Here is a 26,150-nt window from a genome sequence, read left to right as displayed (position 1 = left end):
AAATAGGTGCATCCATGCAGATTTCGGTAAATGAGTTTCTGACACCCCGTCACATCGACGTGCAGGTTGTCAGTCCAACCCGCGCCAAGATCACGCTCGAGCCTCTCGAGCGTGGCTTCGGCCATACCCTGGGCAACGCGCTGCGCCGCATCCTGTTGTCCTCCATGCCTGGCTGTGCAGTAGTCGAGGCCGAGATCGATGGCGTACTCCACGAGTACTCCGCGATCGAAGGTGTTCAGGAAGACGTCATTGAAATCCTGTTGAACCTGAAAGGCCTGGCTATCAAACTGCACGGTCGTGACGAAGTTACGCTGACCTTGTCGAAAAAGGGTTCGGGGGTGGTTACCGCTGCCGATATTCAGCTGGATCACGATGTCGAGATCGTCAACCCCGATCACGTAATCGCGAACCTGGCGTCCAACGGCGCCCTGAACATGAAGCTCACTGTAGCTCGTGGTCGCGGTTACGAGCCGGCCGACTCCCGTCAGACCGACGAAGACGAAAGCCGCAGCATTGGCCGTCTCCAGCTGGACGCTTCGTTCAGCCCGGTGCGTCGTATCGCCTACGTGGTCGAGAACGCCCGTGTTGAACAGCGTACCAACCTGGACAAGCTGGTCATCGATCTGGAAACCAACGGTACCCTGGATCCTGAAGAGGCCATCCGTCGTGCCGCGACCATCCTGCAACAGCAGCTGGCCGCGTTCGTCGACCTCAAAGGTGACAGCGAGCCGGTTGTGGTTGAGCAGGAAGACGAGATCGATCCGATCCTGCTGCGCCCGGTTGACGACCTGGAACTGACCGTACGTTCGGCCAACTGCCTCAAGGCGGAGAACATCTACTACATCGGCGACCTGATTCAGCGTACCGAAGTAGAGCTGTTGAAGACTCCTAACCTGGGCAAGAAGTCCCTGACTGAAATCAAGGACGTCCTGGCCTCCCGTGGTCTTTCCCTCGGCATGCGCCTCGACAACTGGCCGCCTGCAAGTCTTAAGAAAGACGACAAGGCGACTGCCTGATCGTCGTAATCACCGAACGTAGTGTTTGGTAAGGAATGAATCATGCGTCATCGTAAAAGTGGACGTCACCTGAGCCGTACCAGCTCTCACCGCAAGGCTATGTTCCAGAACATGGCAGTGTCGCTGATCGAGCACGAGCTGATCAAAACCACCCTGCCGAAAGCCAAGGAACTGCGCCGCGTTGCCGAGCCGCTGATCACCCTGGCCAAGGAAGACAGCGTTGCCAACCGTCGTCTGGCCTTCGACCGTACCCGTTCGAAGTCCGCCGTTGGCAAACTGTTCAACGACCTGGGCAAGCGTTACGCCACCCGTCAGGGCGGCTACCTGCGCATCCTGAAGTGCGGTTTCCGCGCTGGCGACAACGCGCCTATGGCGTACGTCGAGCTGGTTGATCGTCCGGTCGGTGGTGCTGTAGAAGCTGCCGAGTAAGACGTTCTGTCTGCTGCAAAGAACCGGGCCTAGGCCCGGTTTTTTGTTGCCTTATGAATTGTTATTTTCTATTGATGCAAGTCAGGTAATGAATTTGTTCTTGTAACAGGGCTCGACAATACTCTCTCCAAGCCGATTAGCCGGCAGTTCAAGACCGATCAGGAGAGCCCATGAGCAAGATTCTCACCACCGCAAGCGGCGCGCCCGTAGCCGACAACCAGAATTCCCGTTCCGCAGGCCCTCGCGGCCCGCTGCTGCTCGACGATTTCCACCTGGTCGAGAAGCTCGCCCACTTCAACCGCGAGAACATCCCCGAGCGTCGCGTGCACGCCAAGGGCTCCGGCGCCTACGGCACCTTCACCGTCACCCGTGATATCACCGAACTCACCAGTGCCAGGCTGTTCGACAGCATCGGCAAGCAGACCGAGACGTTCCTGCGCTTCTCCACCGTGGGTGGCGAACGCGGCTCGGCGGACACCGAGCGCGACCCGCGCGGTTTCGCGGTGAAGTTCTACACCGAGGAAGGTAACTGGGACATCGTCGGCAACAATACGCCGGTGTTCTTCATCCGTGATCCGCTGAAGTTCCCTGACTTCATCCACACCCAGAAGCGCCACCCGCAGACCAACCTGAAGAACGCGCAGATGATGTGGGACTTCTGGTCGCATTCGCCCGAGGCGCTGCACCAGGTCACCATCCTGTTCTCCGACCGCGGGATCCCTGACGGCTACCGCCACATGCACGGTTTCGGCAGCCACACCTACAGCCTGATCAACGCCAAGGGTGAGCGCACCTGGGTCAAGTGGCACTTCAAGACCCAGCAGGGGATCAAGAACCTGGCGCCGGCCGAGGCCGCCCGCCTGGCCGGCAGCGACCCGGACTATGCCCAGCGCGACCTGTTCCAGGCCATCGAGCGCGGTGATTTCCCACGTTGGACCGTGTGCATTCAGGTGATGAGCGAAGCCGAGGCCGCCAGCCGTGACGAGAACCCCTTCGACGTGACCAAGACCTGGTCTCAGAAGGACTACCCGTTGATCGAGGTCGGCGTGCTGGAACTCAACCGCAACCCGCTCAACTACTTCGCCGAGGTCGAGCAGGCGGCGTTCGGCCCCAGCAACATGGTGCCTGGGGTTGGCCTGTCGCCGGACCGCATGCTGCAGGGGCGCGTGTTCGCCTACGCCGATGCGCACCGCTACCGCGTGGGTACCAATCACCAGCATCTGCCGGTCAATGCGCCTCGTTGCCCGGTACACAGCTACCAGCGCGATGGTTCCATGGCCACCGGTGCCTACGGCAGTGCTCCCAACTACGAGCCAAACAGCTACGCGGACGCACCGAAGCAGTCGCCGCGCCATGCAGAGCCGGCGCTGGCCCTGAATGGCTCGGCGGATCGCTACGACCACCGCGAAGACAACGACTACTACAGCCATGCCGGCGCGCTGTTCCGCCTGATGAGCGATGAGCAAAAGGCACTGTTGATCGGCAACATCGCCGGCACCATGGCGGGCGTCAGCGAGGATGTCGTCCAGCGTCAACTGCAGTACTTCTTCAAGGCTGATCCAGCCTACGGAGAAGGCATCGCCAAGGCCTTGGGCATCAATCTGGCCTAATCGAAGTGATAACAAGAACCGCCCTCGTTTGGGCGGTTTTTCAATGAATATCACTACTGTTTAGCCGATTATTTGCTTCTAATTGCGCGTTTTTCAGTGACCGCGAGCAAAACCTGGTTCACACTATGTCCCATAGACGTATTCACAGGGAGAAGCAGGGCGATGCAAGGTCACCCGGACGTTATCAACTACCTCGTCACGTTGCTGAAGGGCGAACTGGCAGCACGCGATCAGTACTTCATTCACTCGCGGATGTACGAAGACTGGGGCCTGTCCAAGCTCTACGAACGTATCAACCACGAAATGGAAGAAGAGACGCAGCACGCCGACGCCCTGATGCGCCGTATCCTCATGCTCGAAGGCACCCCGGACATGCGCGCCGATGACCTGCACGTGGGTAGCACCGTGCCGGAGATGATCGAGGCTGATCTGAAGCTCGAGTACAAGGTCCGTGCCGCGCTGTGCAAGGGCATCGAGCTGTGCGAGCTGCACAAGGACTACATCAGCCGCGATATCCTGCGTGCGCAGTTGGCCGATACCGAAGAAGATCACACCTACTGGCTGGAGAAGCAGCAGGGGCTGATCAAGGCCATTGGTCTGGAGAACTATCTGCAGTCGCAGATGTAAAAGCTGGGGGCTGCTTTGCAGCCCATTCGCGGCACAAGGCCGCTCCTACAGGCGATCGCGTAATCTTTTGATTGACGCGTTCAAATGTAGGAGCGGCCTTGTGCCGCGAAAGGGGCGCAAAGCGCCCCCAATGCCTCAAGCCCGGTCGCGCTCCAGCAGCGGTTTGAGGTAATGCCCGGTATACGACTGCTTCTTCTCGGCCAGTTCCTCCGGCGTACCGCAGGCAATGATCTGCCCACCCTTGGAGCCACCCTCCGGCCCCAGGTCCACCAGCCAGTCGGCAGTCTTGATCACATCCAGGTTGTGCTCGATCACCACCACGGTGTTGCCGTGGTCACGCAGGCGGTGCAGCACGTCCAGCAATTGCTGGATATCGGCGAAGTGCAGGCCGGTGGTCGGTTCGTCGAGGATGTACAGGGTCTTGCCGGTGTCGCGCTTGGACAGCTCGCGGGACAGTTTCACCCGCTGCGCCTCACCACCAGACAACGTGGTCGCTGACTGCCCCAGCTTGATGTACGACAGGCCGACATCCATCAGCGTCTGCAGCTTGCGCGCCAGGGCCGGGACCGCGTCGAAGAACTCGCGGGCATCCTCGATGGTCATTTCCAGCACCTCGTGGATGTTCTTGCCCTTGTACTTGATCTCCAGGGTTTCGCGGTTGTAGCGCTTGCTCTTGCACACATCGCAGGGCACGTAGATGTCCGGCAGGAAGTGCATCTCCACCTTGATCAGGCCATCGCCCTGGCAGGCTTCGCAACGCCCACCCTTGACGTTGAACGAGAAGCGTCCCGGACCATAACCGCGTGAGCGCGATTCCGGCACGCCAGAGAACAGCTCGCGAATTGGCGTAAAGATGCCGGTGTAGGTGGCCGGGTTCGAGCGCGGCGTGCGACCGATGGGGCTCTGGTCGATATCCACCACCTTGTCCAGGTGTTGCAGGCCATCGACGCTGGCGTGTGGCGCGGCCTCCAGGCTGCTTGCGCCGTTGAGCGCGGTGGCGGCCAAGGGGAACAGGGTGTTGTTGATCAGCGTCGACTTGCCCGAGCCGGACACGCCGGTTACGCAGGTCAGCAGGCCGATCGGCACTTCCAGGTCGACGTTCTGCAGGTTGTTGCCGCGCGCGCCCTTGAGCTTGAGCGACAGCTTCTTGTTGCGGGGAGTGCGCTTGGCCGGGACGACGATCTTCTTGCGCCCGGACAGGTACTTGCCGGTCAGCGAGTCGGGGTGCGCCATGACCTCCTCGGGCGAGCCCTCGGCGACGATCTGGCCGCCATGCACGCCAGCGCCCGGGCCGATATCCACCACGTAGTCGGCCAAGCGGATGGCGTCCTCGTCGTGCTCGACCACGATCACCGTGTTGCCCAGGTCGCGCAGGTGGTTGAGGGTGGCCAGCAGGCGGTCGTTGTCCCGTTGATGAAGGCCGATGGACGGTTCATCGAGGATGTACATCACCCCGACCAGGCCGGCGCCGATCTGGCTGGCCAGGCGGATCCGCTGGGCCTCGCCGCCGGACAGGGTATCGGCGCTGCGGTCCAGCGTCAGATAATCGAGACCGACGTTGACCAGGAACTGCAGGCGCTCGCAGATCTCCTTGAGGATCTTCGCCGCGATCTCGCCACGACGTCCGGTGAGGGTCAGCCCGCCGAAGTAGTTGCTGGCTTCGCCGATCGGCAGGTTGGTCACCGCCGGCAGGGTCTTCTCGCCGACCCATACATGGCGGGCCTCACGACGCAGGCGAGTGCCGCGACAGTCGGGGCAGGGCTGGGTGCCGAGGAACTTGGCCAGTTCTTCGCGCACGGTGGCCGACTCGGTCTCGCGGTAGCGGCGTTCGAGGTTGGGCACGATGCCTTCGAAAGGATGCGAACGCTTGACGATGTCGCCACGGTCGTTGAGGTACTTGAAATCGACGCTCTGCTTGCCGCTGCCCTGCAGGATGACCTTCTGGTGCTCGGCCGACAGCTCGCCGAACGGTTCCTCGAGGCTGAAACCGTAGTGCGCGGCGAGTGAGCCAAGCATCTGGAAGTAATAGACGTTGCGCCGGTCCCAGCCACGTATCGCGCCTTCGGCCAGGGTCAGCTCGGCGTTGACCAGGCGCTTGGTGTCGAAGAACTGCTTCACCCCCAGGCCGTCACAGGTCGGGCAGGCACCGGCCGGGTTGTTGAAGGAGAACAGCTTGGGCTCCAGTTCGCTGATCGCATGGCCGCACACCGGGCAGGCGAAGCGCGCCGAGAAGATCACTTCCTCGCCGTCTTCGTCGTCCATCGGCGCGACCAGGGCGATGCCGTCGGCCAGCTTCAGCGCGGTCTCGAACGACTCGGCCAGGCGCTGCTGCAGGTCGGCGCGGACCTTGAAGCGGTCGACCACCACATCGATGCTGTGCTTCTTCTGTTTATCCAGCTTGGGCAGTTCGTCGAGCTCGTAGAGCTTGCCGTTGACCCGGGCGCGAACGAAGCCCTGGGCACGCAGTTCGTCGAACACCGCCAGGTGCTCGCCCTTGCGCTCGCGGATCACCGGGGCCAGCAGCATCAGCTTGCTGCCTTCAGGCTTTTCCAGCACCAGGTCGACCATCTGGCTGATCGTTTGCGCCTCCAGCGGGATGTCATGGTCCGGGCAGCGCGGGGTACCGACGCGGGCATAGAGCAGGCGCAGGTAGTCGTAGATTTCGGTGATGGTGCCGACGGTCGAGCGCGGGTTGTGCGAGGTCGACTTCTGCTCGATGGAGATCGCCGGTGACAGGCCTTCGATGGTGTCGACGTCGGGCTTTTCCATCATCGACAGGAACTGCCGGGCATAGGCCGACAGCGATTCGACGTAGCGGCGCTGGCCTTCGGCGTACAGCGTGTCGAACGCCAGCGAGGACTTGCCGGATCCGGACAGGCCGGTGATCACGATCAGTTTGTCCCGGGGCAGGGTCAGGTCGATGTTCTTCAGGTTGTGGGTACGCGCCCCACGGATCAGGATCTTGTCCACTACGGCCTCGCTCGGCGGGCATAAACAAAGGAGTATACGGCGCGCTGCCATTACGCGGCAAAGCGTCGCGTATATGCCGCCAAGGCGTCGGACTGATAGAATCGCCGCCGGTTCACACGAGGTTAATCCATGCACGACACCCACAACGAGCGCATGAGTGGCAGCGAAACCCGCGCCGCCAGCGGCCTGGCCCTGGTCTTCGCCTTTCGTATGCTGGGCATGTTCATGGTGCTGCCGGTGCTGGCCACCTACGGCATGGACCTGGCCGGCGCCACGCCTGCGCTTATCGGTCTGGCCATCGGTGCCTACGGCCTGACCCAGGCCGTGCTGCAGATTCCGTTCGGGGTGATTTCCGACCGCATCGGCCGCCGTCCGGTGATCTACGTGGGGTTGATCATCTTCGCCCTGGGCAGCGTGCTGGCGGCCCAGGCCGACTCTATCTGGGGCGTGATCGCCGGGCGCATCCTGCAGGGCGCGGGGGCGATTTCCGCGGCGGTGATGGCGTTGTTGTCCGACCTGACCCGTGAGCAGCACCGGACCAAGGCCATGGCCATGATCGGCATGAGCATCGGCCTGTCGTTCGCCGTGGCGATGGTGGTCGGCCCACTGTTGACCCGCGCCTTTGGCTTGTCAGGATTGTTCCTCGCCACCGCAGGACTTGCCCTGGTCGGCATCGGCCTGATCGCCTTCGTGGTACCCAACTCGCACAGCGTGTTGTCCCATCGCGAGTCCGGTGTCGCCCGTCAGGCCCTCGGTCCGACCCTGCGCAATCCGGACCTTCTGCGCCTGGACATCAGCATCTTCGTGTTGCACGCGATCCTGATGGCCAGCTTCGTGGCGCTGCCCCTGGCGTTCGTCGAGCGCGGCGGGCTGCCCAAGGAACAGCACTGGTGGGTGTACCTGACCGCGTTGCTGGTTTCATTTTTTGCAATGATCCCCTTCATCATCTACGGGGAAAAGAAGCGCAAGATGAAACGCGTGTTGCTCGGCGCGGTCAGTGTCCTGTTACTGGTGGAGGTGTTCTTCTGGCAGTGGGCTGACAACTTGCGCGGACTGGTGATCGGCACCGTGGTATTCTTTACTGCATTCAACCTGCTGGAGGCATCCTTGCCTTCGCTGGTCAGCAAGGTGTCGCCTGCCGGTGGCAAGGGGACGGCGATGGGGGTGTACTCCACCAGCCAGTTCCTCGGCGCCGCGCTGGGAGGCATCCTAGGTGGTTGGTTGTTCCAGCACGGTGGCTTGAGCATGGTGTTCCTCGGATGCGCCGTATTGTGCGTCCTGTGGTTGCTCACTGCGTTGCGCATGAACGAGCCGCCGTACGTGACCAGCCTGCGCATGCCGCTGACGCCGGAAGCGGTCCGGGAAGCCGGGCTGACCGAGCGCCTGATGGCCGTGCCGGGTGTGACCGACGCCGTGGTGGTGGCAGAAGAAGCCGCCATCTATATCAAACTGGATACGAAAATTTTGGACCGTGCGACCCTCGAGCGTCTGGTGAACCCAGCCTCTGCGGCGTGCGAAGCCTAGGAGAACGTTATGGCCCGTGGGGTTAACAAAGTCATTCTGGTCGGTACCTGCGGTCAGGATCCCGAAGTCCGCTACCTGCCCAACGGTAACGCCGTGACCAACCTGAGCCTGGCCACCAGCGAGCAGTGGACCGACAAGCAGTCGGGCCAGAAGGTCGAGCGTACCGAGTGGCACCGTGTGTCGCTGTTCGGCAAGGTCGCCGAGATTGCCGGCGAGTACCTGCGCAAGGGTTCTCAGTGCTACATCGAAGGCAAGCTGCAGACCCGCGAGTGGGAAAAGGACGGCATCAAGCGCTACACCACCGAGATCATCGTCGACATCAACGGCACCATGCAGTTGCTCGGCGGTCGTCCGCAGGGTCAGCAGGGTGGTGGCGACCAATACAACCAGGGTGGTGGTAACAACTACAACCAGGGTGGCCAGCAGCAGTACAACCAGGCTCCGCGCCAGCAAGCCCCGCGTCCGCAGCAGGCACCACAGCGCCCGGCGCCGCAACAGCCGGCTCCGCAGCCAGCCGCTGACTTCGACAGCTTCGACGACGATATTCCGTTCTAAGCCTCGAGTCTGCCTGGCAGTCAAGAACCCCTGAAACGCGAGTTTCAGGGGTTTTTTTCTGCGAGCGTGGACGATCATCAGCTGATGGCGCATTGGCACTAAAAGGCCTTGGTTTTACAAGATGTAACTGGTAGCGTGCGCGCCACCAGGCACCGGGATGTGTGTACGTCATTACAAGGAGTAGTCCATGACACCGGCCAATACCGTGATCAGCGGCATTGAACTCGAGCAATTGCTGGATCGTCTTGACGGTGTCCTCCAGGACCATGGCGCGCCCGCGCTGCTGGAGCAGCTCCAGGCCGAGGTGCTGCAAGCCGACTCGATCGGCTCGATCGAACGCCTGCATGTGCTGTGGGTCAACGCCGGCGATGCCCAGGCCGCCGCCCGTGTGCTGGTGGACGATGGCCAGCACCTGCTTGAGCTCTGCAACCCTGCCGCTCGCGCAGAATTGAGCATGAGTCTTCTGCTCAAGCGTCTGCGCCTGGCCCATTTCTGTGATGACGAGCCACTGATCGAGCAGGTGCTCGGTGAGATCGACGCCATGGCCAAGGTCGCACCGGACTACGACGTCGAGTACTACCGCCGTTCGCGCATTTTCGAGCAACTCGAGCAGCGTTCCCTGGTGCTGGCGCTCAGGGCCATCGAGGTGCGTCACGCCCTCACCCTGTTCAACCCCGGGCGCGCCAGCGTGCGGGCCTGGGACCTGGCCGACCGGGCCTGTCGCCGGGCCTGGGCGTTGCACGTCAATGGCGAGCAGGAGCAGGCCCGCGAGGCCGCGCTTGAGGGGGTTGCCGCCTTGCGCCAGGCAGGGCCGGACCAGGACATCGACCAGGGCGACTGGATCTGGCTGGGCAACGGCCTGATCGAGATCATTCCGTTGCGCCTGGCCATGTTCGAGCAGCCCGTGGTGAGTCTGATCGCCGACCTGTCGCTGCCTCGGCGCCGCGAGTGGGAAGTGCGTCTGGCGCGCCTCGCCGCCAGGGCCCTGCATGCGCAGGGCGACCTGCAGGGGGCGCTGCGTATCCTGCCGGCCGCGGCCATTGCCTTGGACAGCGACTGCGACAACAACTTCATCGAGTATGAACTGCCCTGGCTGGTGGCCGCCGGAGAGATCGAGCAGGCGGGGCGGCGGGCGCTGCATGACATCTACGACATGCGCGCGGCCACCGCGCCCATCACGGTCAAGGTGGTGGTCGAGCAATTGCTCGCGCAGGAGCCGAGTGTCTGGTGGCCGCTGTGCATCATGCGTGCCTGTGATGCCGACGATGTGCTGGAGCACTTTCTGGAATGCCTGCCGGCGCTCGATGAGTCGCCTGCCGGCAAAGGCGCGCTGATCGAGGCGCTGTATGAAGACACCGAGCAGCCCGAGCGTCTGGAGCACCTGTTCGCTCTGGCACTGGCCGAGGCTCAGCGTATCGCGCCGCGCCATCCCTGGATCCTGCGCCTGCTCGCCGTGCGCGACCGGCAGGCCGGGCGCATCGATGCGGCGACCGAACTGGCCATGCTGCAGGAGGCCATCGGCTCCGGCCTGATGAATGATCACCGCAGCAGCTACAGCCTGGTACACGCCTGGGCTGATACCCATGGCCTGCTCGATGCCCTGCGCCAGCCGCCGATGGTTCTGGCCAGTGGCTACGATTACTACAACCACAGCGGCAAGCTGTCGGGGCTGGTCGAGCAGCACAGCGAGTCGTTGACACCTGAGCAGCAGAATGAGGCCGGATACTTGCTCGAAGTGGCGCAACGGCAGGCTTATGAACTGGGCCAGGCCCGCCTGGAGCGGTATTTCGCCAGCGGCCAGGGGCACCGTGGCGACGGTTGTGCCCACCTGTACTCGATGCTGTGCAACAACCTGGCGATCAACTACCGCTACCTGCAGGGCCAAGAGCGCGTCCCGGAGTCGATCGAGCTTCATCACCGCGGTATCGAGGCCAGCCCCTTCGCCGAGCATTACGACGGTGTGCTTCGCGCCTACATCAAGCTCGATGATCCCGCAGCGATCTGCCAGGCGGCGGAAGACCTGTGGAACTTCGCGGCGGCCCATGGCTACGGGCGGCACAATCCGGACGGCTATTTCGGCAACGTTTCCCAGGCGCTGTATGTGCTCGACCGTGATCATGAGCTCGTGATCTGGCTGCAGCGCCTGCTCGACTGGCAGGCAGGGCAGGACATCAGTGATCAGGACGTGGACTATGAAGGGCTACGCTGCCGGCTGAGGATCTGCTTCCATCTCGCCCACTCACAGCCGGAGGCCGCGCTGGCGCTGTGGCAGCGCTATGAGTCGATCATCACCGAGCGCCAGGATGCGCTGTTGACCTGGGACAGTGCCGATATCTTCAAGAATATGGGGCGCAAGGATGAGGCCATCGCCCGCTACAACGCGGCGCTGGCCCTGTGCGCGGGCAGCGATGAGGCCCACGATATCGCCAATGCCGCGGCCCTGCGCAGCATCCTGGATGAATTGCAACAGGTGCAGGCACCTGTCGCCAAGCGCTGGTGGCAAGTGTGGAAATGACCGCCGCCCCGCGCGCCGGCGCCTATGCGCCGCGCAACCTGCTCAACGCCGATGCGCTCAAGCGCCGACTGGAGCAGCGCAGTCAGGCCAGGGGCGACGAAGCGCCTGTGCGTGGCTGGCTGCTCAACCATTTCTATCGCCAGTTGGTCGGCAATTTCGAGCCCGCGCGCAAGGTGCGCAGCCTCGAGGAGGCCACGAGCCTGCTGCAGGGGCAGGCTGTGCCGGCCTGGGTGGAGCGGCATCTGAAACAGGAGGCGAAGGCGGGCGAGGCCGTGGCGCTGGTCTGGATCGATCCTGACCACCCGGCGGTGCTCGAGCAGGAAGCGATGCTGGTGGAGTTCCTCACCTCCCGCAAAGGCACGGCGCTGGAAGGCAAGCTCGAGCGCATCAACTGCCCGCAGGCGCTGGCGCTCTGGCATCAGGAGCACGCCCGCATGGCGGCGCGCCAAGCCCAGGGCTGGCGGCAGAGTCGCCCGGAGGCGCTGCGTCGGATGGTCGAGTGCGACGCTCATGTGCTCGTCGAATTGCTGCCGGACAGCCCCCATCTGCGTGAAGAGATGGCCTTCGAAAGCTATGTCATGCGCCATTGCCTTGGGCAGTTTGCCGACCGTCGCACCCTGCGCGGTGGTTACGGTGAAAGCTACGCCGAGGCCCTGGAAGCAGGGCGCATGCGCATCTTCAGCCTGCGTGATGGCCAGGGCCAACCGCATATCACCATCAGCCTGCTGGTCCAGGGCGACGGCAGACTGTGCGTCGAGCAGCTCAAGGGCAAGCAGAACCGTCCGCCGGTCGCGCGCTACCTGGATGACGTGCTCACCTGCCTGAATGCCCTGGGCACCGACCGGCAAACCCCCGCGGATTGCCTGGCCATTGGCGTCGTGCGCTGTGACGCGGGCTGGTGCCGCCTGGAGTCGGTGACCGATCCGACCACCCAGGCGCAACTGATTGCCCAGCATCCGCAATTGTTCAATCGCTTCGCCGCGCCATCGCCGCTTGTGGAGTGGCTGGTGGCGGCGCGCCAGCCCGAGCGCCTGCGAGCGACGCAGCCACGTGCCGCCACGCTGCGTTACGCCTTGCGCCATCTGTTTGGCCAGCCTGAGTCCGACGGCCCGGTGTACGCCACCGAGGCGGTGACCTGGCCCGGCATGACCGCGGCCCTGGCCGCCGGGATCGCCGACTGGCACTCCACTGACCGCTGAGGGTACCGAGATGTTGATCTTCCTGGGCATGCTGGCCGCCACCTGGCTCCTCGCGCGCTGGATGCGCCCGCGCGCGCCGGCGTTCGAGTTGTATGGCGCGCGCCGGCACCTTGCATTGTCGGTGGCGCGGCCGATGGCCGATGCCATGAGCGTGGATGGTTTCTTCAACCAGCATTGCGGGAGCTTCACCGAATCGGCACGCAGCTTTTTGCGCATGCCGTTGCTGCACATCGCCGGCCTGCAGGGCAGTGCCACCGACGAAGAGATCCAGCGCTATTTCGCCAATGATTTCGAGCATGAGTGGTTTCGACTCGATCTGCTGAACCTGCAACCCTCCGACGACCCGCGTGCCTCCCTGGCGTTTGCCTGTGTGCGCTGCGGCTTCCTTGTGCGTTGCGCCATGCTGCTCGGCTGGCTGGCGCCCGATGTCGGTTGGCGTGTGCTGCTGCTCAACGCCCAGCGCGCCCAGGACTGTTTCGACGGCTGGGCGGACCTCGGCGCGGCCTACCTCGACGGTCGCCGGCAATGGGTGCGGGCGTTTCGCGCCGACTCGCTCGGGACCTTCGATGAGCAGCGGCTCCAGGCGTTGCTGGCGTCCGAGGACGGGTGGGCAGGCTTGCCGTGGCGTGAGTGCGCTCCGCTGAGTCCGCAGTTGCAGGCTGCGTGAGGGGGCAGCCATGCAGCCTGATGCAGGACCTTGCCGTTCCTGATGCAAGGCTGCTCTTGAGTGCCTGAAAGTGCTTGAACTTGGGAAGTTGGGATGGCTATCGTCACGCTCCTCCCATTCAGGAACCGAGACATGGATGTGCTCATGGGACTGCTGGCTGCCGTACTCTGGGGAGCCACCGACTTTCTGGTCGGCATGAATGCCCGGGCGGTCGGCGTAAGGCGGGCGGTATTCTTCGGACAGTTGTTGGGCCTGTTGTTGATGGGGCTCATCATTGCCGTATCTTCCCAGCAACTCATCAAGATGGTCGCGGCCCCGGCTAGCGTGCTGCTGCTCGCTTGTCTGGCGGCGCTGTGTACCCTGAGCGGTGCATTGGCACTTTCGAAGGCGTTCGCGATCGGCAAGACCTCGGTGGTGGCGCCGTTGGTGACTTCCTATGGTGTGTTCACCACGCTGCTGGCCTGGCTGGGCGGTGAGACGCTGGGCACCTGGCAGATCTTCGGGTTGCTGACCTGCTTTCTGGGTGTGGTCCTGGCCAGCCGTGAGGCAAAGGGCGGCAGTGGGCAAACGCATGTGGGCGGTCGTCTGTCGGTCGGTTTCGCCCTGCTGGCGGCGCTGCTGTATGGCGTCAGCTTCTGGGTCCAGGGCAAGTACGCACTGCCGGTGCTGGGGCCGGTGAACATGCTGGCGCTGGGCTACGGAGTAGGGGTTCTGTTCCTGCTGCCTGAAGCACTGCGAATGCTTCGAGACCAGGTTACGGTCAGGCTCAAGACCTGGGGCACCTTGTGTGGTGCCAGCCTTTTCAACCTGGGAGGTTTCTCGGCGTTTTCCTGGGGCGCGTTGCATGGCTCGATCGCGGTCGTCACGGTGATCAGCACTTTGTCCGGAGGCATTGCCGCGATTCTCGGCTTCCTGTTCTACCGCGAGCGCCTGTCCCTGCTACAGATCGTCGGGGTGATTCTGGTGCTGGTGGGCGCTGTCCTCCTGCATCTGTATGGATGAAGCGGCGAAATCCCCTGAGCCTGATCCAGATCATCACGCTTTGCAGATTCTTGACTAGGCTTAACAGTTGGCGGTGTCTGTCCACCGTCACCGTGAAGTCCCTGAGGCGCCGGCCAAGTCCCGCGCGCCCGAGAACCTGATCAGGAGTGCACGATGGATCTCAACCGTCGGCAATTCTTCAAGGTCGCCGCCGTCGGCCTTGGAGGCTCGAGCCTTGCGGCGTTGGGCATGGCCCCGACACCCGCGTTCGCCGAGCAGGTGCGCCACTTCAAGCTGGCGCACACCAAAGAAACCCGCAACACCTGTCCTTACTGCTCGGTCGGCTGCGGCCTGATCATGTACAGCCAGGGTGACGCGGGCAAGAACGTCAAACAGAACATCATCCACATCGAGGGCGACGCGGACCATCCGGTCAACCGCGGCACTCTGTGCCCGAAAGGCGCCGGCCTGCTGGACTTTATCCACAGCCCCAGCCGCCTCAAGTACCCCGAGGTGCGCAAGCCGGGCAGCAGCGAGTGGACCCGCATCGAATGGGACGAAGCCCTCGACCGCGTCGCTGACCTGATGAAACAGGACCGCGACGCCAACTTCATCGAGAAGAATGCCCAGGGCCAGACGGTCAACCGCTGGCTTACCACCGGCTTCCTCGCCGCGTCCGCCGCTTCCAGCGAAGCGGGCTACATGACGCACAAGGTAATCCGTTCGCTGGGCATGCTGGGGTTCGATAACCAGGCGCGTGTCTGACACGGCCCGACGGTGGCAAGTCTTGCCCCGACGTATGGCCGTGGCGCGATGACCAATCACTGGTCTGACATCGCCAACGCAAACCTGGTCCTGGTGATGGGCGGCAACGCCGCTGAAGCGCACCCGTGCGGCTTCAAGTGGGTGACCGAAGCCAAGGCGCACAACAAGGCGCGGCTGATCGTGGTCGACCCGCGGTTCACCCGTACCGCCTCGGTGGCCGATTACTACGCGCCGATCCGCACCGGCAGCGACATCGCCTTTATGGGCGGGCTGATCAACTACCTGCTGAGCAACGACAAGATCCAGCACGAGTACGTGCGCAACTACACCGACGTGTCGTTCATCGTCAAAGAGAGCTATGGCTTCGAAGACGGGCTGTTCAGCGGCTATGACGCGGCCAAGCGCGTGTACGCCGACAAGTCCGGCTGGGGCTACGAGCTGGGCGAGGACGGTTTCGCCAAGGTCGATCCGACCCTGCAGCACCCGCGTTGCGTCTACCAGCTGATGAAGCAGCACTACAGCCGCTACACGCCGGAACTGGCGAGCATGACCTGCGGCATGCCCCAGGACCAGATGATGAAGATCTGGGAAGAGATCGCCACCTGCTCGGTGCCGGGCAAGACCATGACGATCCTCTACGCCCTGGGCTGGACCCAGCACTCCATCGGCGCGCAGATCATCCGCAGCGCGGCCATGGTGCAGTTGCTGCTGGGCAACGTCGGCATGCCGGGTGGCGGGGTCAATGCCCTGCGCGGCCACTCCAACATCCAGGGCCTGACCGACCTGGGGCTGCTGTCGAACTCGCTGCCGGGTTACCTGACCCTGGCCGGTGATGCCGAGCAGGACTATGCCGCCTACATCGACAAGCGCGCTTCCAAACCATTGCGGCCGGGGCAGCTGTCGTACTGGCAGAACTACGGCAAGTTCCACGTCAGCCTGATGAAGGCCTGGTACGGCGCCAACGCCACCGCCGCCAACAACTGGGGCTACGACTGGCTGCCCAAGCTCGATGTGCCGGCCTACGACGTGCTGCGCATGTTCGAGATGATGGGCCAGGGCAAGGTCAACGGCTACATGTGCCAGGGCTTCAACCCGATCGCCGCGCTGCCGGACAAGAACCGCGTCACCGCGGCCCTGGCCAAGCTCAAGTGGCTGGTGATCATGGACCCGCTGGCCACCGAGACCTCCGAGTTCTGGCGCAACGCCGGCGCGTTCAACGACGTCGACACCGCCAACATCCAGACCGAGGTGATCCGCCTGCCCACCACCTGCTTCGCCGAGGAAGATGGCTCGCTGGTCAACAGCAGCCGCTGGCTGCAGTGGCACTGGAAGGGCGCCGACGGTCCGGGCGAGACCCGTACCGACGTGCACATCATGAGCGAGCTGTTCCTGCGCCTGCGCAAGCGTTATCAGGCCGAAGGCGGCGCCTACCCCGACCCGCTGCTCAACCTCAGCTGGCCGTACAAGGTCCCTGAAGAGCCTTCGCCCGAAGAGCTGGCCAAGGAGATGAACGGCTGGGCGGTCAGTGACCTTACCGACGCCACCGGCGCCACGCTCAAGGCCGGCCAGCAACTGGCCGGTTTCGCCCAGATGAAGGACGACGGCAGCACCGCGTCGGGCTGCTGGATCTTCGCCGGCTGCTGGACCGAGCAGGGCAACCAGATGGCCCGGCGCGACAACAGCGACCCGTACGGCATGCACCAGGTGCAGAACTGGGCCTGGGCCTGGCCGGCCAACCGGCGGATCCTCTACAACCGTGCCTCAAGCGACCCGCAAGGCAAGCCGTGGGATCCGGAGAAGAAACGCCTGGTGTGGTGGAACGGCAAGGCCTGGACCGGCACCGACGTGCCGGACTTCAAGGTCGATTCGCCACCGGAAGCGGGGATGAACCCGTTCATCATGAACCCCGAGGGCGTGGCGCGGTTCTTCGCCGTCGACAAAATGGCCGAGGGGCCGTTCCCCGAGCACTACGAGCCGTTCGAGACGCCGATCGGTATCAACCCGCTGCATCCGCAGAACAAGAAGGCCACCAGCAACCCGGCCGGGCGGATCTTCGATTCGGTGTGGGACACCCTCGGCACGCATGACGAGTTCCCCCATGCGGCAACCACCTACCGGCTGACCGAGCACTTCCACTTCTGGAGCAAGCATTGCCGGCTCAACGCCATTGCCCAGCCCGAGCAGTTCGTCGAGATCGGCGAGGTGCTGGCCAACGAGAAGGGCATCAAGGCCGGCGACCGGGTAAGGGTGTCGAGCAAGCGCGGCTATATCGACGCGGTGGCGGTGGTGACCAAGCGGATCCGTCCGCTGCAGGTCAACAACCAGACCGTGCACCAGATCGGCATCCCGTTGCACTGGGGCTTCACTGGCAGCACGCGGCACGGCTTCCTGACCAACACCCTGGTGCCGTTCCTCGGTGATGGCAACACGCAGACGCCGGAGTCCAAGTCGTTCCTCGTCAAAGTGGAGAAACTCTGATGGCCAGCCAAGACATCATCGCCCGCTCGGCCACCACCACCGTACCGCCCTCGGTACGCCAGCAGCAGGAAGTCGCCAAGCTGATCGACACCACCAAGTGCATCGGCTGCAAGGCCTGCCAGGTGGCGTGCTCGGAGTGGAACGAACTGCGTGACGAGGTCGGCCACAACCACGGCACCTACGACAACCCCCAGGACCTCAGCGCCGAGACCTGGACCCTGATGCGCTTCACCGAGCACGAGCGCGACGACGGCAACCTGGAGTGGCTGATCCGCAAGGACGGCTGCATGCACTGTGCTGAGCCAGGTTGCCTGAAGGCCTGCCCGAGCCCGGGGGCGATCATCAAGCACGCCAACGGTATCGTCGACTTCAACCAGGACCACTGCATCGGTTGCGGCTACTGCATCACCGGCTGCCCGTTCAATATCCCGCGCATCTCGCAGAAGGACCACAAGGCCTACAAGTGCACCCTGTGTTCCGACCGCGTGAGCGTGGGCCTGGAGCCGGCCTGCGTGAAGACCTGCCCGACCGGGGCGATCGTCTTCGGCAGCAAGGAGGAGATGAAGGTGCATGCCGACGAGCGCATCGTCGACCTGAAGTCGAGGGGGTACGAGAACGCCGGGCTGTACGATCCGGATGGCGTCGGTGGCACCCACGTGATGTACGTGCTGCACCACGCCGACACGCCGCGGATCTACGCCGGCCTGCCGGATCAACCGGTAATCAGCCCGTTGGTGGGGCTGTGGAAGGGCTTCAGCAAGCCGCTGGCGCTGCTGGCCATGGGCGCGGCGGTGCTGGCCGGGTTCTTCCACTATGTACGCGTGGGTCCGCAGCGGGTCGAGGAGGACGAACACCCGGCGCCTGTGGATAACACGGTCCACCAGGTGGACCCGGCGGTGCATGTCTATGATCCGAACCGCCCGAGCGGGCAGGGGGAGCAGCGGCCATGAACGACAACAAGCCTATCCTGCGCTACAACGCCAACGAACGGAGCAACCACTGGGTCGTGGCGATCCTGTTCGTGCTCGCCGGCCTCTCGGGGCTGGCACTGTTTCACCCGGCGCTGTTCTGGCTCAGCCACTTGTTCGGCGGCGGGCCGTGGACGCGGATCCTCCACCCGTTCATCGGCGTGGGCATGTTCGTGTTCTTCCTCGGGCTGGTGCTGCGCTTCTGGCGCGCCAACTTCATCACCGCCAACGACCGCCTGTGGCTGCGCCGCATCGACCGGGTGATGCTCAACAAGGAAGAGGGCGTGCCGCCGATCGGCAAGTACAACGCCGGGCAGAAGCTGCTGTTCTGGACCTTGCTGGCATGCATGCTGGTGCTGCTGGTCAGCGGCGTGGTGATCTGGCGCGCGTACTTCAGCCATTGGTTCGGCATCGACGTCATTCGCCTGTCCGCGCTGCTGCATGCCCTGGCGGCGTTCGTGCTGATCCTCAGCATCATCGTGCACATCTATGCCGGGATCTGGATCAAGGGCTCGATCGGCGCCATGCTGCATGGCTGGGTCAGCCGCGCCTGGGCACGCAAGCACCATGAACTGTGGTACCGGGACGTGACCGGCGACAAGACGCCACACAACCACGGTGGAAAAGAAGGATGACCGTTTGAGCACGATTCTCGAACCTGGGCAGATCGAAGCGTCGGCAGTGATGCCGCCGTTTCTGCACCTGCCCGCCGCCCACCTCTTCGAGGTGCGCGCCGCTCGGCTTGAGCAGTTGGCCGAGGGCAATGCCCTGGGTGATTACCTGCGGTTGATGGCCCGGCTGTGCCGGACTCAGCAGCAGCTTGTGGATAACCCACCGGCCGGCCTGCCAGTAGCCGAAGAGCGACAGCGCCTGTGTATAAGTCATGGCCTGCCGCCGCTGGCGGCCGACAGCCTGGTGCGAGAAGGGCCATGGCTGGTCTGGCTGCAGGCGTTGCTCGATCATTTTTCGGCGGAACCTGATGGGCCGTTGGCGGACGCGCTGGCGACATTGCACGGCAGCGATGAGGCGCAACGTAAAGGCTGGGGCATTGCCCTGCTCGGCGGCCAGTACGACGCGGTGCCGGCGGCGCTGGTGCCCTTTATCGGCGCTGCGTTGCAGGCTGCCTGGTCCAGCTGGCTGTTGGCCTTGCCTGCGCCTGAGCTCAAGCCCGCTGGCAGCCTGGCCCAGTGCCCGGCCTGCGGCTCGCCAGCGATGGCCGGGGTGGTACGCAATCGTGGCAAGCATAATGGCCTGCGCTACCTGGCCTGCTCGCTGTGTGCCTGCGAATGGCATGTGGTGCGGGTCAAGTGCGTGTACTGCGAGTCGAGCAAGGACCTGCGCTACAGCAACCTCGAGGATGACCGCCACGCACCGGGCAAGGCGCCGTTGCGTGCCGAGTGCTGCCCGGGGTGCGAGAGCTACCTCAAGCAGTGCTACCTGGAGAACGACGCCGCGGCCGAGCCGTTGGCTGATGACCTGGCGAGTCTGGCGCTGGACATGCGCCTGGACGAGGAGGGTTTCCATCGGCTGGCGCCGAACCTGCTGTTGGCGCCGGGCTAGGGGGTAATTGTCTACACTGCTACACCGAGTCGCCTTCTTCGCGGGACAAGCCCGCTCCTACAGGTACAGCGCTGGTTTCGACGCCAACGTGTCTCCTGTAGGAGCGGGCTTGCCCCGCGAAAGGGCCGGAACAGACAACGGATCAGTCATAGGTAGTACCGAATGTCTTCAACCCTCGCCAGCGACACCCCACGCCTGCCTTCCATCGACACCCTGCTGCGCCACCCGGCCTGCGCTCCACTGATCGACCGGCACGGTCGTGACGCCACGCTGGCCACCCTGCGCCAGCTGCTCGACGACCTGCGCGAGCCAGCTCGCCTCGGTCAACTGAGTGCCACCGAACTGACCGCCGAAGTCCTCCTGGGCCGAGCCGGCGAACGCCTGGCCATCCAGCAGCGCAGCCAGGTGCGCCGGGTGTTCAACCTCACCGGCACGGTGCTGCATACCAACCTCGGCCGGGCCTTGCTGCCCGAAGAAGCGATCGACGCCATGCAGACCGCCGCCCGCTACCCGCTGAACCTGGAGTTCGACCTCAACACCGGCAAGCGTGGCGACCGCGACGACCTGATCGAAGGCCTGATCCGCGAACTGACCGGCGCCGAGGCCGTCACCGTGGTCAACAACAACGCCGCCGCCGTGCTGCTGGCGCTCAACAGCCTGGGTGCGCGCAAGGAAGGGATCATCTCCCGGGGCGAGCTGATCGAGATCGGCGGCGCCTTCCGCATCCCCGACATCATGGCCCGCGCGGGGGTGAAGCTGCACGAGATCGGCACCACCAACCGCACCCACGCCCGCGACTACGAGGGCGCGATCAACCCGCGCACGGGCCTGCTGATGCGTGTGCACTGCAGCAACTACAGCATCCAGGGTTTCACTACCCAGGTGCCCACCGCGGAACTGGCGCGCATCGCCCATGCACATGAATTACCGCTGCTGGAAGACCTGGGCAGCGGCAGCCTGCTCGACCTGACCCGCTGGGGGCTGCCGGCCGAGCCGACTGTACGTCAGGCCCTGGCCGACGGCGCCGACATCGTCACCTTCAGCGGCGACAAACTGCTCGGCGGGCCGCAGGCCGGGATCATCGTCGGGCGTAAGGAGCTGATCGCGAAGATCAAGAAGAACCCTCTCAAGCGTGCCTTGCGGGTGGACAAGATCACCCTCGCGGCACTCGAAGCCGTGCTGGCGCTGTACCGCAACCCCGATCGCTTGGCCGAGCGCCTGCCAAGCCTGCGCCTGCTTACTCGGCCCCAGGCCGAAATCGCCGCCCAGGCCGAACGCCTGGCGCCTGAGTTGGCTGCACGACTGGGTGCTCAGTGGGAGGTTCGCGTCGAATCGGCCCTGGGCATGATCGGCAGCGGCAGCCAGCCCGTGGCGCGCTTGCCAAGCGCGGCCTTGTGCCTGCGTCCGCACGTGTCGAAGAAACTGCGTGGGCGCAGCCTGCATGTGCTGGAGCGGGCATTGCGCGACCTGCCGGTGCCGGTGCTCGGTCGCATTGATGACGATGCATTGTGGCTCGATCTGCGCCAGCTGGATGACGAGGCGCAATGGTTGGCGCAACTGCCGGCGTTGCAGTTGGGGCCGGTGCAGTGATCGTCGGTACCGCCGGCCACATCGACCACGGCAAGACCGCGCTGCTCCAGGCCCTGACCGGCCAGGCCGGCGACACGCGCCAGGAGGAGCGCGCCCGGGGCATGACCATCGACCTCGGCTACCGCTATGCCGCGTTGGCCGAAGGCGCTCCCCTGACAGGCTTTATCGATGTGCCTGGGCACGAGCGTTTTATCCACAACATGCTCGCTGGCGCCCATGGCATCGACCTGGTACTGCTGGTGGTCGCCGCCGACGACGGGGTGATGCCACAGACCCGCGAGCATCTGTCGATCATCGAGTTGCTGGGCATTCCCCAGGCGCTGGTGGTCATCAGCAAGTGCGATCGGGTCGAGCCGCAGCGGCTGGCCGAAGTCCAGGCGCAGGTCACGGCGTTGCTGGCGCCTGGGCCTTATGCCGGGGTAGCGCAGTTCCCGGTGTCGAGCCTGTCCGGCGCGGGAATCGAGGCCCTGCGCGAGGCCTTGCTGGCGGCCGAGGCGCATGTTCGCCAGCGCAGCGTGCGCGGCGGTTTCCGCCTGGCCGTGGACCGGGCTTTCGCGGTTTCCGGGGCAGGGGTGGTGGTCACCGGCACGGCGCTGGCCGGGCAGGTCAGCGTCGGCGACACCTTGCTGTTGGGCAAGGCTGGCAAATCGGTGCGGGTGCGTGGCCTGCACGCGCAGAACCAGGCGGCATTGGTGGCCGAGGCAGGGCAGCGGGTGGCATTGAATATCAGCGCGGAAAAGCTCTCGGCCGAACAGGTACATCGCGGCGACTGGCTGCTACCTGAGTGGTTGCATGCACCCAGCGTGCGGGTCGATATCGACCTCACCTTGCTGGCGGGAGAAACACGCGTGTTCGAGCATTTCAGCGCGGTGCACGTGCATCTGGGGACCCAGGATGTCACTGCCCGGGTCGCGTTGCTCGAAGGGGAACGGCTCGAGGCTGGCCAGCGCATGTTCGCCCAACTGCTGCTCAATGCACCGTTGCAGGCAGTGCATGGGGATCGTCTGGTTCTGCGCGATCAGCGCGCCCAGCGCACGCTGGGTGGTGGCCGTGTGCTCGACCCATTCGCACCGAGTCGGCAGCGGCGCAGCGAGGAGCGCTTGCGCCAGTTGCAGGTGTTGCGCAATGCCGACAGCCTCGAGCGGGCGTTGCCGGTCTTGCTGGAGGCAGCGCCAGGCGGGCTCGAGCCCCAGCGTCTGGAGCGCCAGTTCAATCGCCTGCGTGAGACCTGGCAGTTGCCGGAAGCGGTGCTGGTGATTGCCACGCGTCAAGGTCAGTTGCTGTTCGACCGCGTACAGTGGCAGGCGCTCAAGCAACAGGTGCTGGAGCGCCTGGCGCAGTTCCATGAACAGGAGCCGGATCAGCTAGGCCCTGACCGTGATCGGCTGCGCCGCTTTACCGCACTGCCGTTGGAGCGCCCCGCGTTTGTCAGCCTGCTGGATGAGTTGCTGGGCGAAGGCACGATCAGCAGCAGTGGCCCATGGCTGCACCTGCCGGGTCACCGGGTCCAGCTGAGCGAAGCGGATACCGCGTTGTGGGTGCGTCTGTTGCCCCGCCTGTTGGCGGGCGAGTTCGATCCGCCCTGGGTGCGGACCCTGGCCGGCGAGGAGGGCTGCGACGAGGCTGACGTGCGCCTGTTGTTGCGCAAGCTTGCCCGGTTGGGCCTGGTGCACCAGGTGGTGCGTGACCTGTTTTACCCGGAGACGACGCTCAAGCGCATGGCAGAGCTGCTGTTGCGTCAGGCCGAGACATCGCCGATAGTGCAGGTCGCGGCGTTTCGCGATGGTTTGGCCATCGGTCGCAAGCGCACTGTGCAGATTCTCGAGTATTTCGACCGCGTTGGCTTGACCCGACGAGTTGGCGACCTGCGTCATATCCGCGTCGACAGCGCCCTGGCCCAGCCGCAACGCGAGCTCTGATTTCAAGGAAGGCAATCGCGCCCGGTGGCGCGGCCGGGCTTCAAACCCGGTTGGGGACGGCAGCCGTTCCCGGGCAGGTTCGACTCCCGCTGCCTTCCGCCACTTTTCCAGGTGCTGAAAACATCGCGGGGCAAGCCCGCTCCCACGATGCCCTGTACAGGCTTGTGGGAGCGGGCTTGCCCCGCGATGGCGTACGGAAGATTTACGTGTCAGGCCCGCTCGCCGCATAGGTCCAGCGCGAACCAGTGCTCCGCCGCCTGCACATCCAGCCCCGCGCCCAGCAATGCAAACAGCTTGCCCAGCGCGGCCTCACGGGTCATACCGCCGCCGCTGACCAGCCCGGTGTCACGCAGGCGGCTGCCCGCCGCATAGGTGTCGAACACCACCGAACCTTCCGGACACTGGCTGATGGCAACGATCATCACCCCACCCTGGCGGGCGTCATGCAGGACGTCGAGCAGCGCCTGGTCGTCGGACGGCCCGGTACCGCTGCCGTAGCACTCCAGCACCAGCCCCTGGATACCGCTGTCGAACAGACCACGCAGGTGCCCGGCGGCCAGGCCCGGGAACACCGGCATGACCGCCAGCTTGACTGGCTGGCGCGGTTGGCGGTAGTCCAGGCGAGTTGGTAGCTCGGGCGCACGTTCGCCCTCACGATGACGGGGCAGCACGGTGAAGGCGTCGAACGCCTCGCTGCGCAGCTTCGAAGCGCGGCAGCCGTGCAGCAACTGGCCATGGAAGTACAGTTGCACGCCGTCTTCCAGGCCGCTTTCGAACAGGTTCAGGGCACCGACCAGGTTGGCCCAGGCATCGTTGTCCGGCGCGCCGGCCGGCAGCATGGAACCGGTCAACAGCACTGGCGCTGGCAAACCCAGCAACAGGAACGACAGGGCCGCGGCGCTGTAGGCCAGGGTATCGGTGCCATGTAGCACCAGTACGCCGTCGTGGCCGTCACGCTCGACCGCCTCGACGATGGCGTCGCGCATCGCCAGCCAGTTGGCCTGTTGCATGTTGGCGCTGTCGATCAGCGGATTCAGTTCACGCAGCGACCACTGCACCTTTGGCGCGTCGCCGCAGGCAGCGAAATGTTCGCGCATGCGCGTTTCAAAGCCACCGGCCGGCGCGAGGCCTTCGGCAGTCTGCAACATGCCGATGGTGCCACCGGTGTAAAGGACGAGAAGATTCTTGACTGCACGCATGGGAGGATTCCGTAGCGATGTAGCGAAAGAAGAAGCAGCCGCCCACGAACGGGGCGGCTGGGGCAGGGGAGAATATCAGCGCTGAGCGTGCGCCTGAACGGCAGCTTTGTCAGTGGCTGTTTCAGCCTGCGGATTGGCCGGCCAGGCGGCACGGTCCAGGTCCAGGTCGGTGAACTTGCTGGAGTCGAACACCGGCTGCTTGATGCCGGCCTTGCGCTGTGCGTCGTAGTCGCGCATTACGCGCAGGCCGACCTTGAACAGCATGGCCAGGGCGATCAGGTTGACGAAGGCCAGGCAGGTCATGGTGATGTCGGCGAAGGCGAACACGGTCGACAGGTCCTGCGTCGAACCCCACACCACCAGCGCCAGCACCAGGCCGCGGAAGGTCATCAGCACGGCGCGGTTGCGGCTGAGGAACTGCAGGCTGTTCTCGCCCAGGTAGTAGTTGTAGAGAATGCAGGTAAAGACGAACAGCGACAGCGCGACGCTGACGAACACGCGGCCCCAGTCACCGACCACGGCGGCCAGCGAGTTCTGGGTCAGGACGATGCCGTCACCTTCGAAGCCCGGGGTGTAGAAGCCCGACAGCAGGATCAGCAGCGCGGTGCAGGTGCAGATCACGAAGGTGTCGAGGAACACGCTGAAGGCCTGGACCACGCCCTGGGCGCCAGGGTGTTTCACGGCGGCCACGGCGGCGACGTTCGGTGCGCTGCCCAGGCCTGCTTCGTTGGCGAACACGCCACGCTTCACGCCCATGACGATGGCGCTGCCCAGCAGGCCAGCGAACGCAGGGTCGAGGCCGAAGGCGCTCTTGAAGATGGTTTCCAGCATGGCCGGGACGTGTTCGATCTGGGTGCCGATCACGTACAGGGTCACGCCGATGTAGGCCAGGGTCTTGACCGGTACCAGCAGGTCGGACACCGCAGCGATGCGCTTGATACCGCCGATGAAGGTCAGGGCCAGCAGGGCTGCCAGGACGATACCGGTGTGTTTCGGATCGAAGGCAAAGGCGTTCTGCAGCGAGTGGGTCACGGTGTACGACTGCAGGCCGATGAAGGCGAAGCCGTAGGTGACCAGCAGCAGGATCGAGAACACGATCGCCATGCTTTTCAGCTTCAGACCGTGTTGGATGTAGTACGCCGGGCCGCCGCGGTACAGGCCATCGCCATCGGCGCGCTTGTAGACCTGGGCCAGGGTGCATTCGAAGAAGCTGCTGGACATGCCCACCAGTGCGGTAACCCACATCCAGAACACGGCGCCCGGACCGCCAAGGGTCACGGCGATACCGACACCAGCGATGTTACCGGCGCCGACGCGGCCGGCCAGGCTCAGCATCAGGGCCTGGAACGAGCTCAGTTGGCCTGCCTGGCCGCGAAGGGATTCCTTGAAGACACCGAACATGTGGCCGAAATGGCGGAACTGGACGAACCGAGAGCGGATCGTGAAGTAACTGCCGAGACCGACAATCAGCACGATGAGAAGCTTCCCCGAAAGGAAATCGTTGAGTGCTTCGAGCATTGGAAAATGACCTCGATTCTTATTCTTCGCGTGGAAAGACCAGCGGGCGGCAGGCGCACC

19 protein-coding genes and 1 tRNA gene are annotated in these 26,150 nt (G+C 64.3%); 17 read left to right on the top strand and 3 right to left on the bottom strand.

From position 1 onward, the window contains the following. Positions 1-14 precede the first annotated feature (14 nt). The 4 genes from V0R62_RS19420 (at position 15) to bfr (ending at position 3,682) form a co-directional block, all read left to right on the top strand. Positions 15-1,016, top strand: a complete 1,002-nt coding sequence (locus V0R62_RS19420) for a DNA-directed RNA polymerase subunit alpha (RefSeq protein WP_003255452.1) — start codon at positions 15-17, stop codon at positions 1,014-1,016. A gap of 42 nt (positions 1,017-1,058) precedes the next feature. After that, positions 1,059-1,445 carry a 50S ribosomal protein L17 gene (gene rplQ, locus V0R62_RS19415; RefSeq protein ID WP_003255451.1) on the top strand — a complete coding sequence of 129 codons (387 nt, stop codon included), beginning with the start codon at positions 1,059-1,061 and terminating at the stop codon, positions 1,443-1,445. Positions 1,446-1,615: 170 nt separating this feature from the next. Then, positions 1,616-3,055 (top strand): catalase, encoded by a 1,440-nt coding sequence (locus V0R62_RS19410; RefSeq protein WP_330104882.1) that lies wholly within the window; start codon positions 1,616-1,618, stop codon positions 3,053-3,055. Between the two features lie 162 nt (positions 3,056-3,217). Continuing rightward, positions 3,218-3,682, top strand: a complete 465-nt coding sequence (gene bfr, locus V0R62_RS19405; RefSeq protein ID WP_051101247.1) for a bacterioferritin — start codon at positions 3,218-3,220, stop codon at positions 3,680-3,682. A 135-nt stretch (positions 3,683-3,817) separates the two neighbouring features. Here bfr and uvrA read toward each other — a convergent pair whose 3' ends face one another. Further along, entirely contained in the window at positions 3,818-6,652 is a 2,835-nt protein-coding gene (gene uvrA / locus V0R62_RS19400) for an excinuclease ABC subunit UvrA (RefSeq protein ID WP_330104881.1), read from the bottom strand. Positions 6,653-6,781: 129 nt separating this feature from the next. Between uvrA and V0R62_RS19395 the strand changes: the two genes are divergently transcribed. The 13 genes from V0R62_RS19395 (at position 6,782) to V0R62_RS19335 (ending at position 23,475) form a co-directional block, all read left to right on the top strand. Then, positions 6,782-8,176 (top strand): MFS transporter, encoded by a 1,395-nt coding sequence (locus V0R62_RS19395; protein ID WP_330104880.1) that lies wholly within the window; start codon positions 6,782-6,784, stop codon positions 8,174-8,176. A gap of 9 nt (positions 8,177-8,185) precedes the next feature. Further along, positions 8,186-8,731, top strand: coding sequence for a single-stranded DNA-binding protein (locus V0R62_RS19390; protein ID WP_028690243.1), 546 nt, complete (start codon positions 8,186-8,188; stop codon positions 8,729-8,731). Between the two features lie 187 nt (positions 8,732-8,918). Next, complete coding sequence (locus V0R62_RS19385) at positions 8,919-11,246, top strand: hypothetical protein (protein WP_330104879.1); 2,328 nt, start codon at positions 8,919-8,921, stop codon at positions 11,244-11,246. Next, complete coding sequence (locus V0R62_RS19380; RefSeq protein WP_330104878.1) at positions 11,243-12,445, top strand: hypothetical protein; 1,203 nt, start codon at positions 11,243-11,245, stop codon at positions 12,443-12,445. The genes V0R62_RS19385 and V0R62_RS19380 overlap by 4 nt, the downstream gene beginning before the upstream one ends. Positions 12,446-12,455: 10 nt before the next feature. After that, the gene (locus V0R62_RS19375; protein ID WP_330104877.1) at positions 12,456-13,112 is read left to right on the top strand and encodes a DUF1266 domain-containing protein; all 657 of its coding nucleotides are present in this window, start codon (positions 12,456-12,458) and stop codon (positions 13,110-13,112) included. Between the two features lie 132 nt (positions 13,113-13,244). After that, the gene (locus V0R62_RS19370; RefSeq protein WP_330104876.1) at positions 13,245-14,114 is read left to right on the top strand and encodes a DMT family transporter; all 870 of its coding nucleotides are present in this window, start codon (positions 13,245-13,247) and stop codon (positions 14,112-14,114) included. A 153-nt stretch (positions 14,115-14,267) separates the two neighbouring features. Continuing rightward, a complete protein-coding gene (gene fdnG, locus V0R62_RS19365) occupies positions 14,268-17,336 on the top strand; it encodes a formate dehydrogenase-N subunit alpha (RefSeq protein ID WP_330104875.1) in 3,069 nt (1,022 codons plus the stop codon). After that, positions 17,336-18,286, top strand: coding sequence for a formate dehydrogenase subunit beta (gene fdxH / locus V0R62_RS19360; protein ID WP_330104874.1), 951 nt, complete (start codon positions 17,336-17,338; stop codon positions 18,284-18,286). Before fdnG ends, fdxH begins: the two co-directional genes overlap by 1 nt. Continuing rightward, entirely contained in the window at positions 18,283-18,939 is a 657-nt protein-coding gene (locus V0R62_RS19355; protein ID WP_330104873.1) for a formate dehydrogenase subunit gamma, read from the top strand. The genes fdxH and V0R62_RS19355 overlap by 4 nt, the downstream gene beginning before the upstream one ends. A gap of 4 nt (positions 18,940-18,943) precedes the next feature. Next, positions 18,944-19,864 (top strand): formate dehydrogenase accessory protein FdhE, encoded by a 921-nt coding sequence (gene fdhE / locus V0R62_RS19350; RefSeq protein ID WP_330104872.1) that lies wholly within the window; start codon positions 18,944-18,946, stop codon positions 19,862-19,864. Between the two features lie 162 nt (positions 19,865-20,026). After that, on the top strand, positions 20,027-21,454 hold the full coding sequence (selA, locus tag V0R62_RS19345; RefSeq protein WP_330104871.1) for an L-seryl-tRNA(Sec) selenium transferase: 1,428 nt from the start codon (positions 20,027-20,029) through the stop codon (positions 21,452-21,454). Continuing rightward, entirely contained in the window at positions 21,451-23,373 is a 1,923-nt protein-coding gene (selB, locus tag V0R62_RS19340; RefSeq protein WP_330104888.1) for a selenocysteine-specific translation elongation factor, read from the top strand. Before selA ends, selB begins: the two co-directional genes overlap by 4 nt. A gap of 6 nt (positions 23,374-23,379) precedes the next feature. Next, positions 23,380-23,475 (top strand) — tRNA-Sec (locus V0R62_RS19335). Between the two features lie 107 nt (positions 23,476-23,582). Here V0R62_RS19335 and V0R62_RS19330 read toward each other — a convergent pair. Continuing rightward, a complete protein-coding gene (locus V0R62_RS19330) occupies positions 23,583-24,572 on the bottom strand; it encodes an asparaginase (RefSeq protein WP_330104870.1) in 990 nt (329 codons plus the stop codon). Positions 24,573-24,647: 75 nt separating this feature from the next. Beyond that, the gene (locus V0R62_RS19325) at positions 24,648-26,090 is read right to left on the bottom strand and encodes an alanine/glycine:cation symporter family protein (RefSeq protein ID WP_050703570.1); all 1,443 of its coding nucleotides are present in this window, start codon (positions 26,088-26,090) and stop codon (positions 24,648-24,650) included. Positions 26,091-26,150 lie beyond the last annotated feature (60 nt).

Origin of the sequence: Pseudomonas carassii (assembly GCF_036324045.1) — a bacterium.
In the GTDB taxonomy this organism is placed as follows: Bacteria; Pseudomonadota; Gammaproteobacteria; order Pseudomonadales; family Pseudomonadaceae; genus Aquipseudomonas; species Aquipseudomonas peradeniyensis.
The sequence above is the reverse complement of the archived record's forward strand: the minus strand, read 5'-3'. Positions and strand labels throughout refer to the sequence as shown.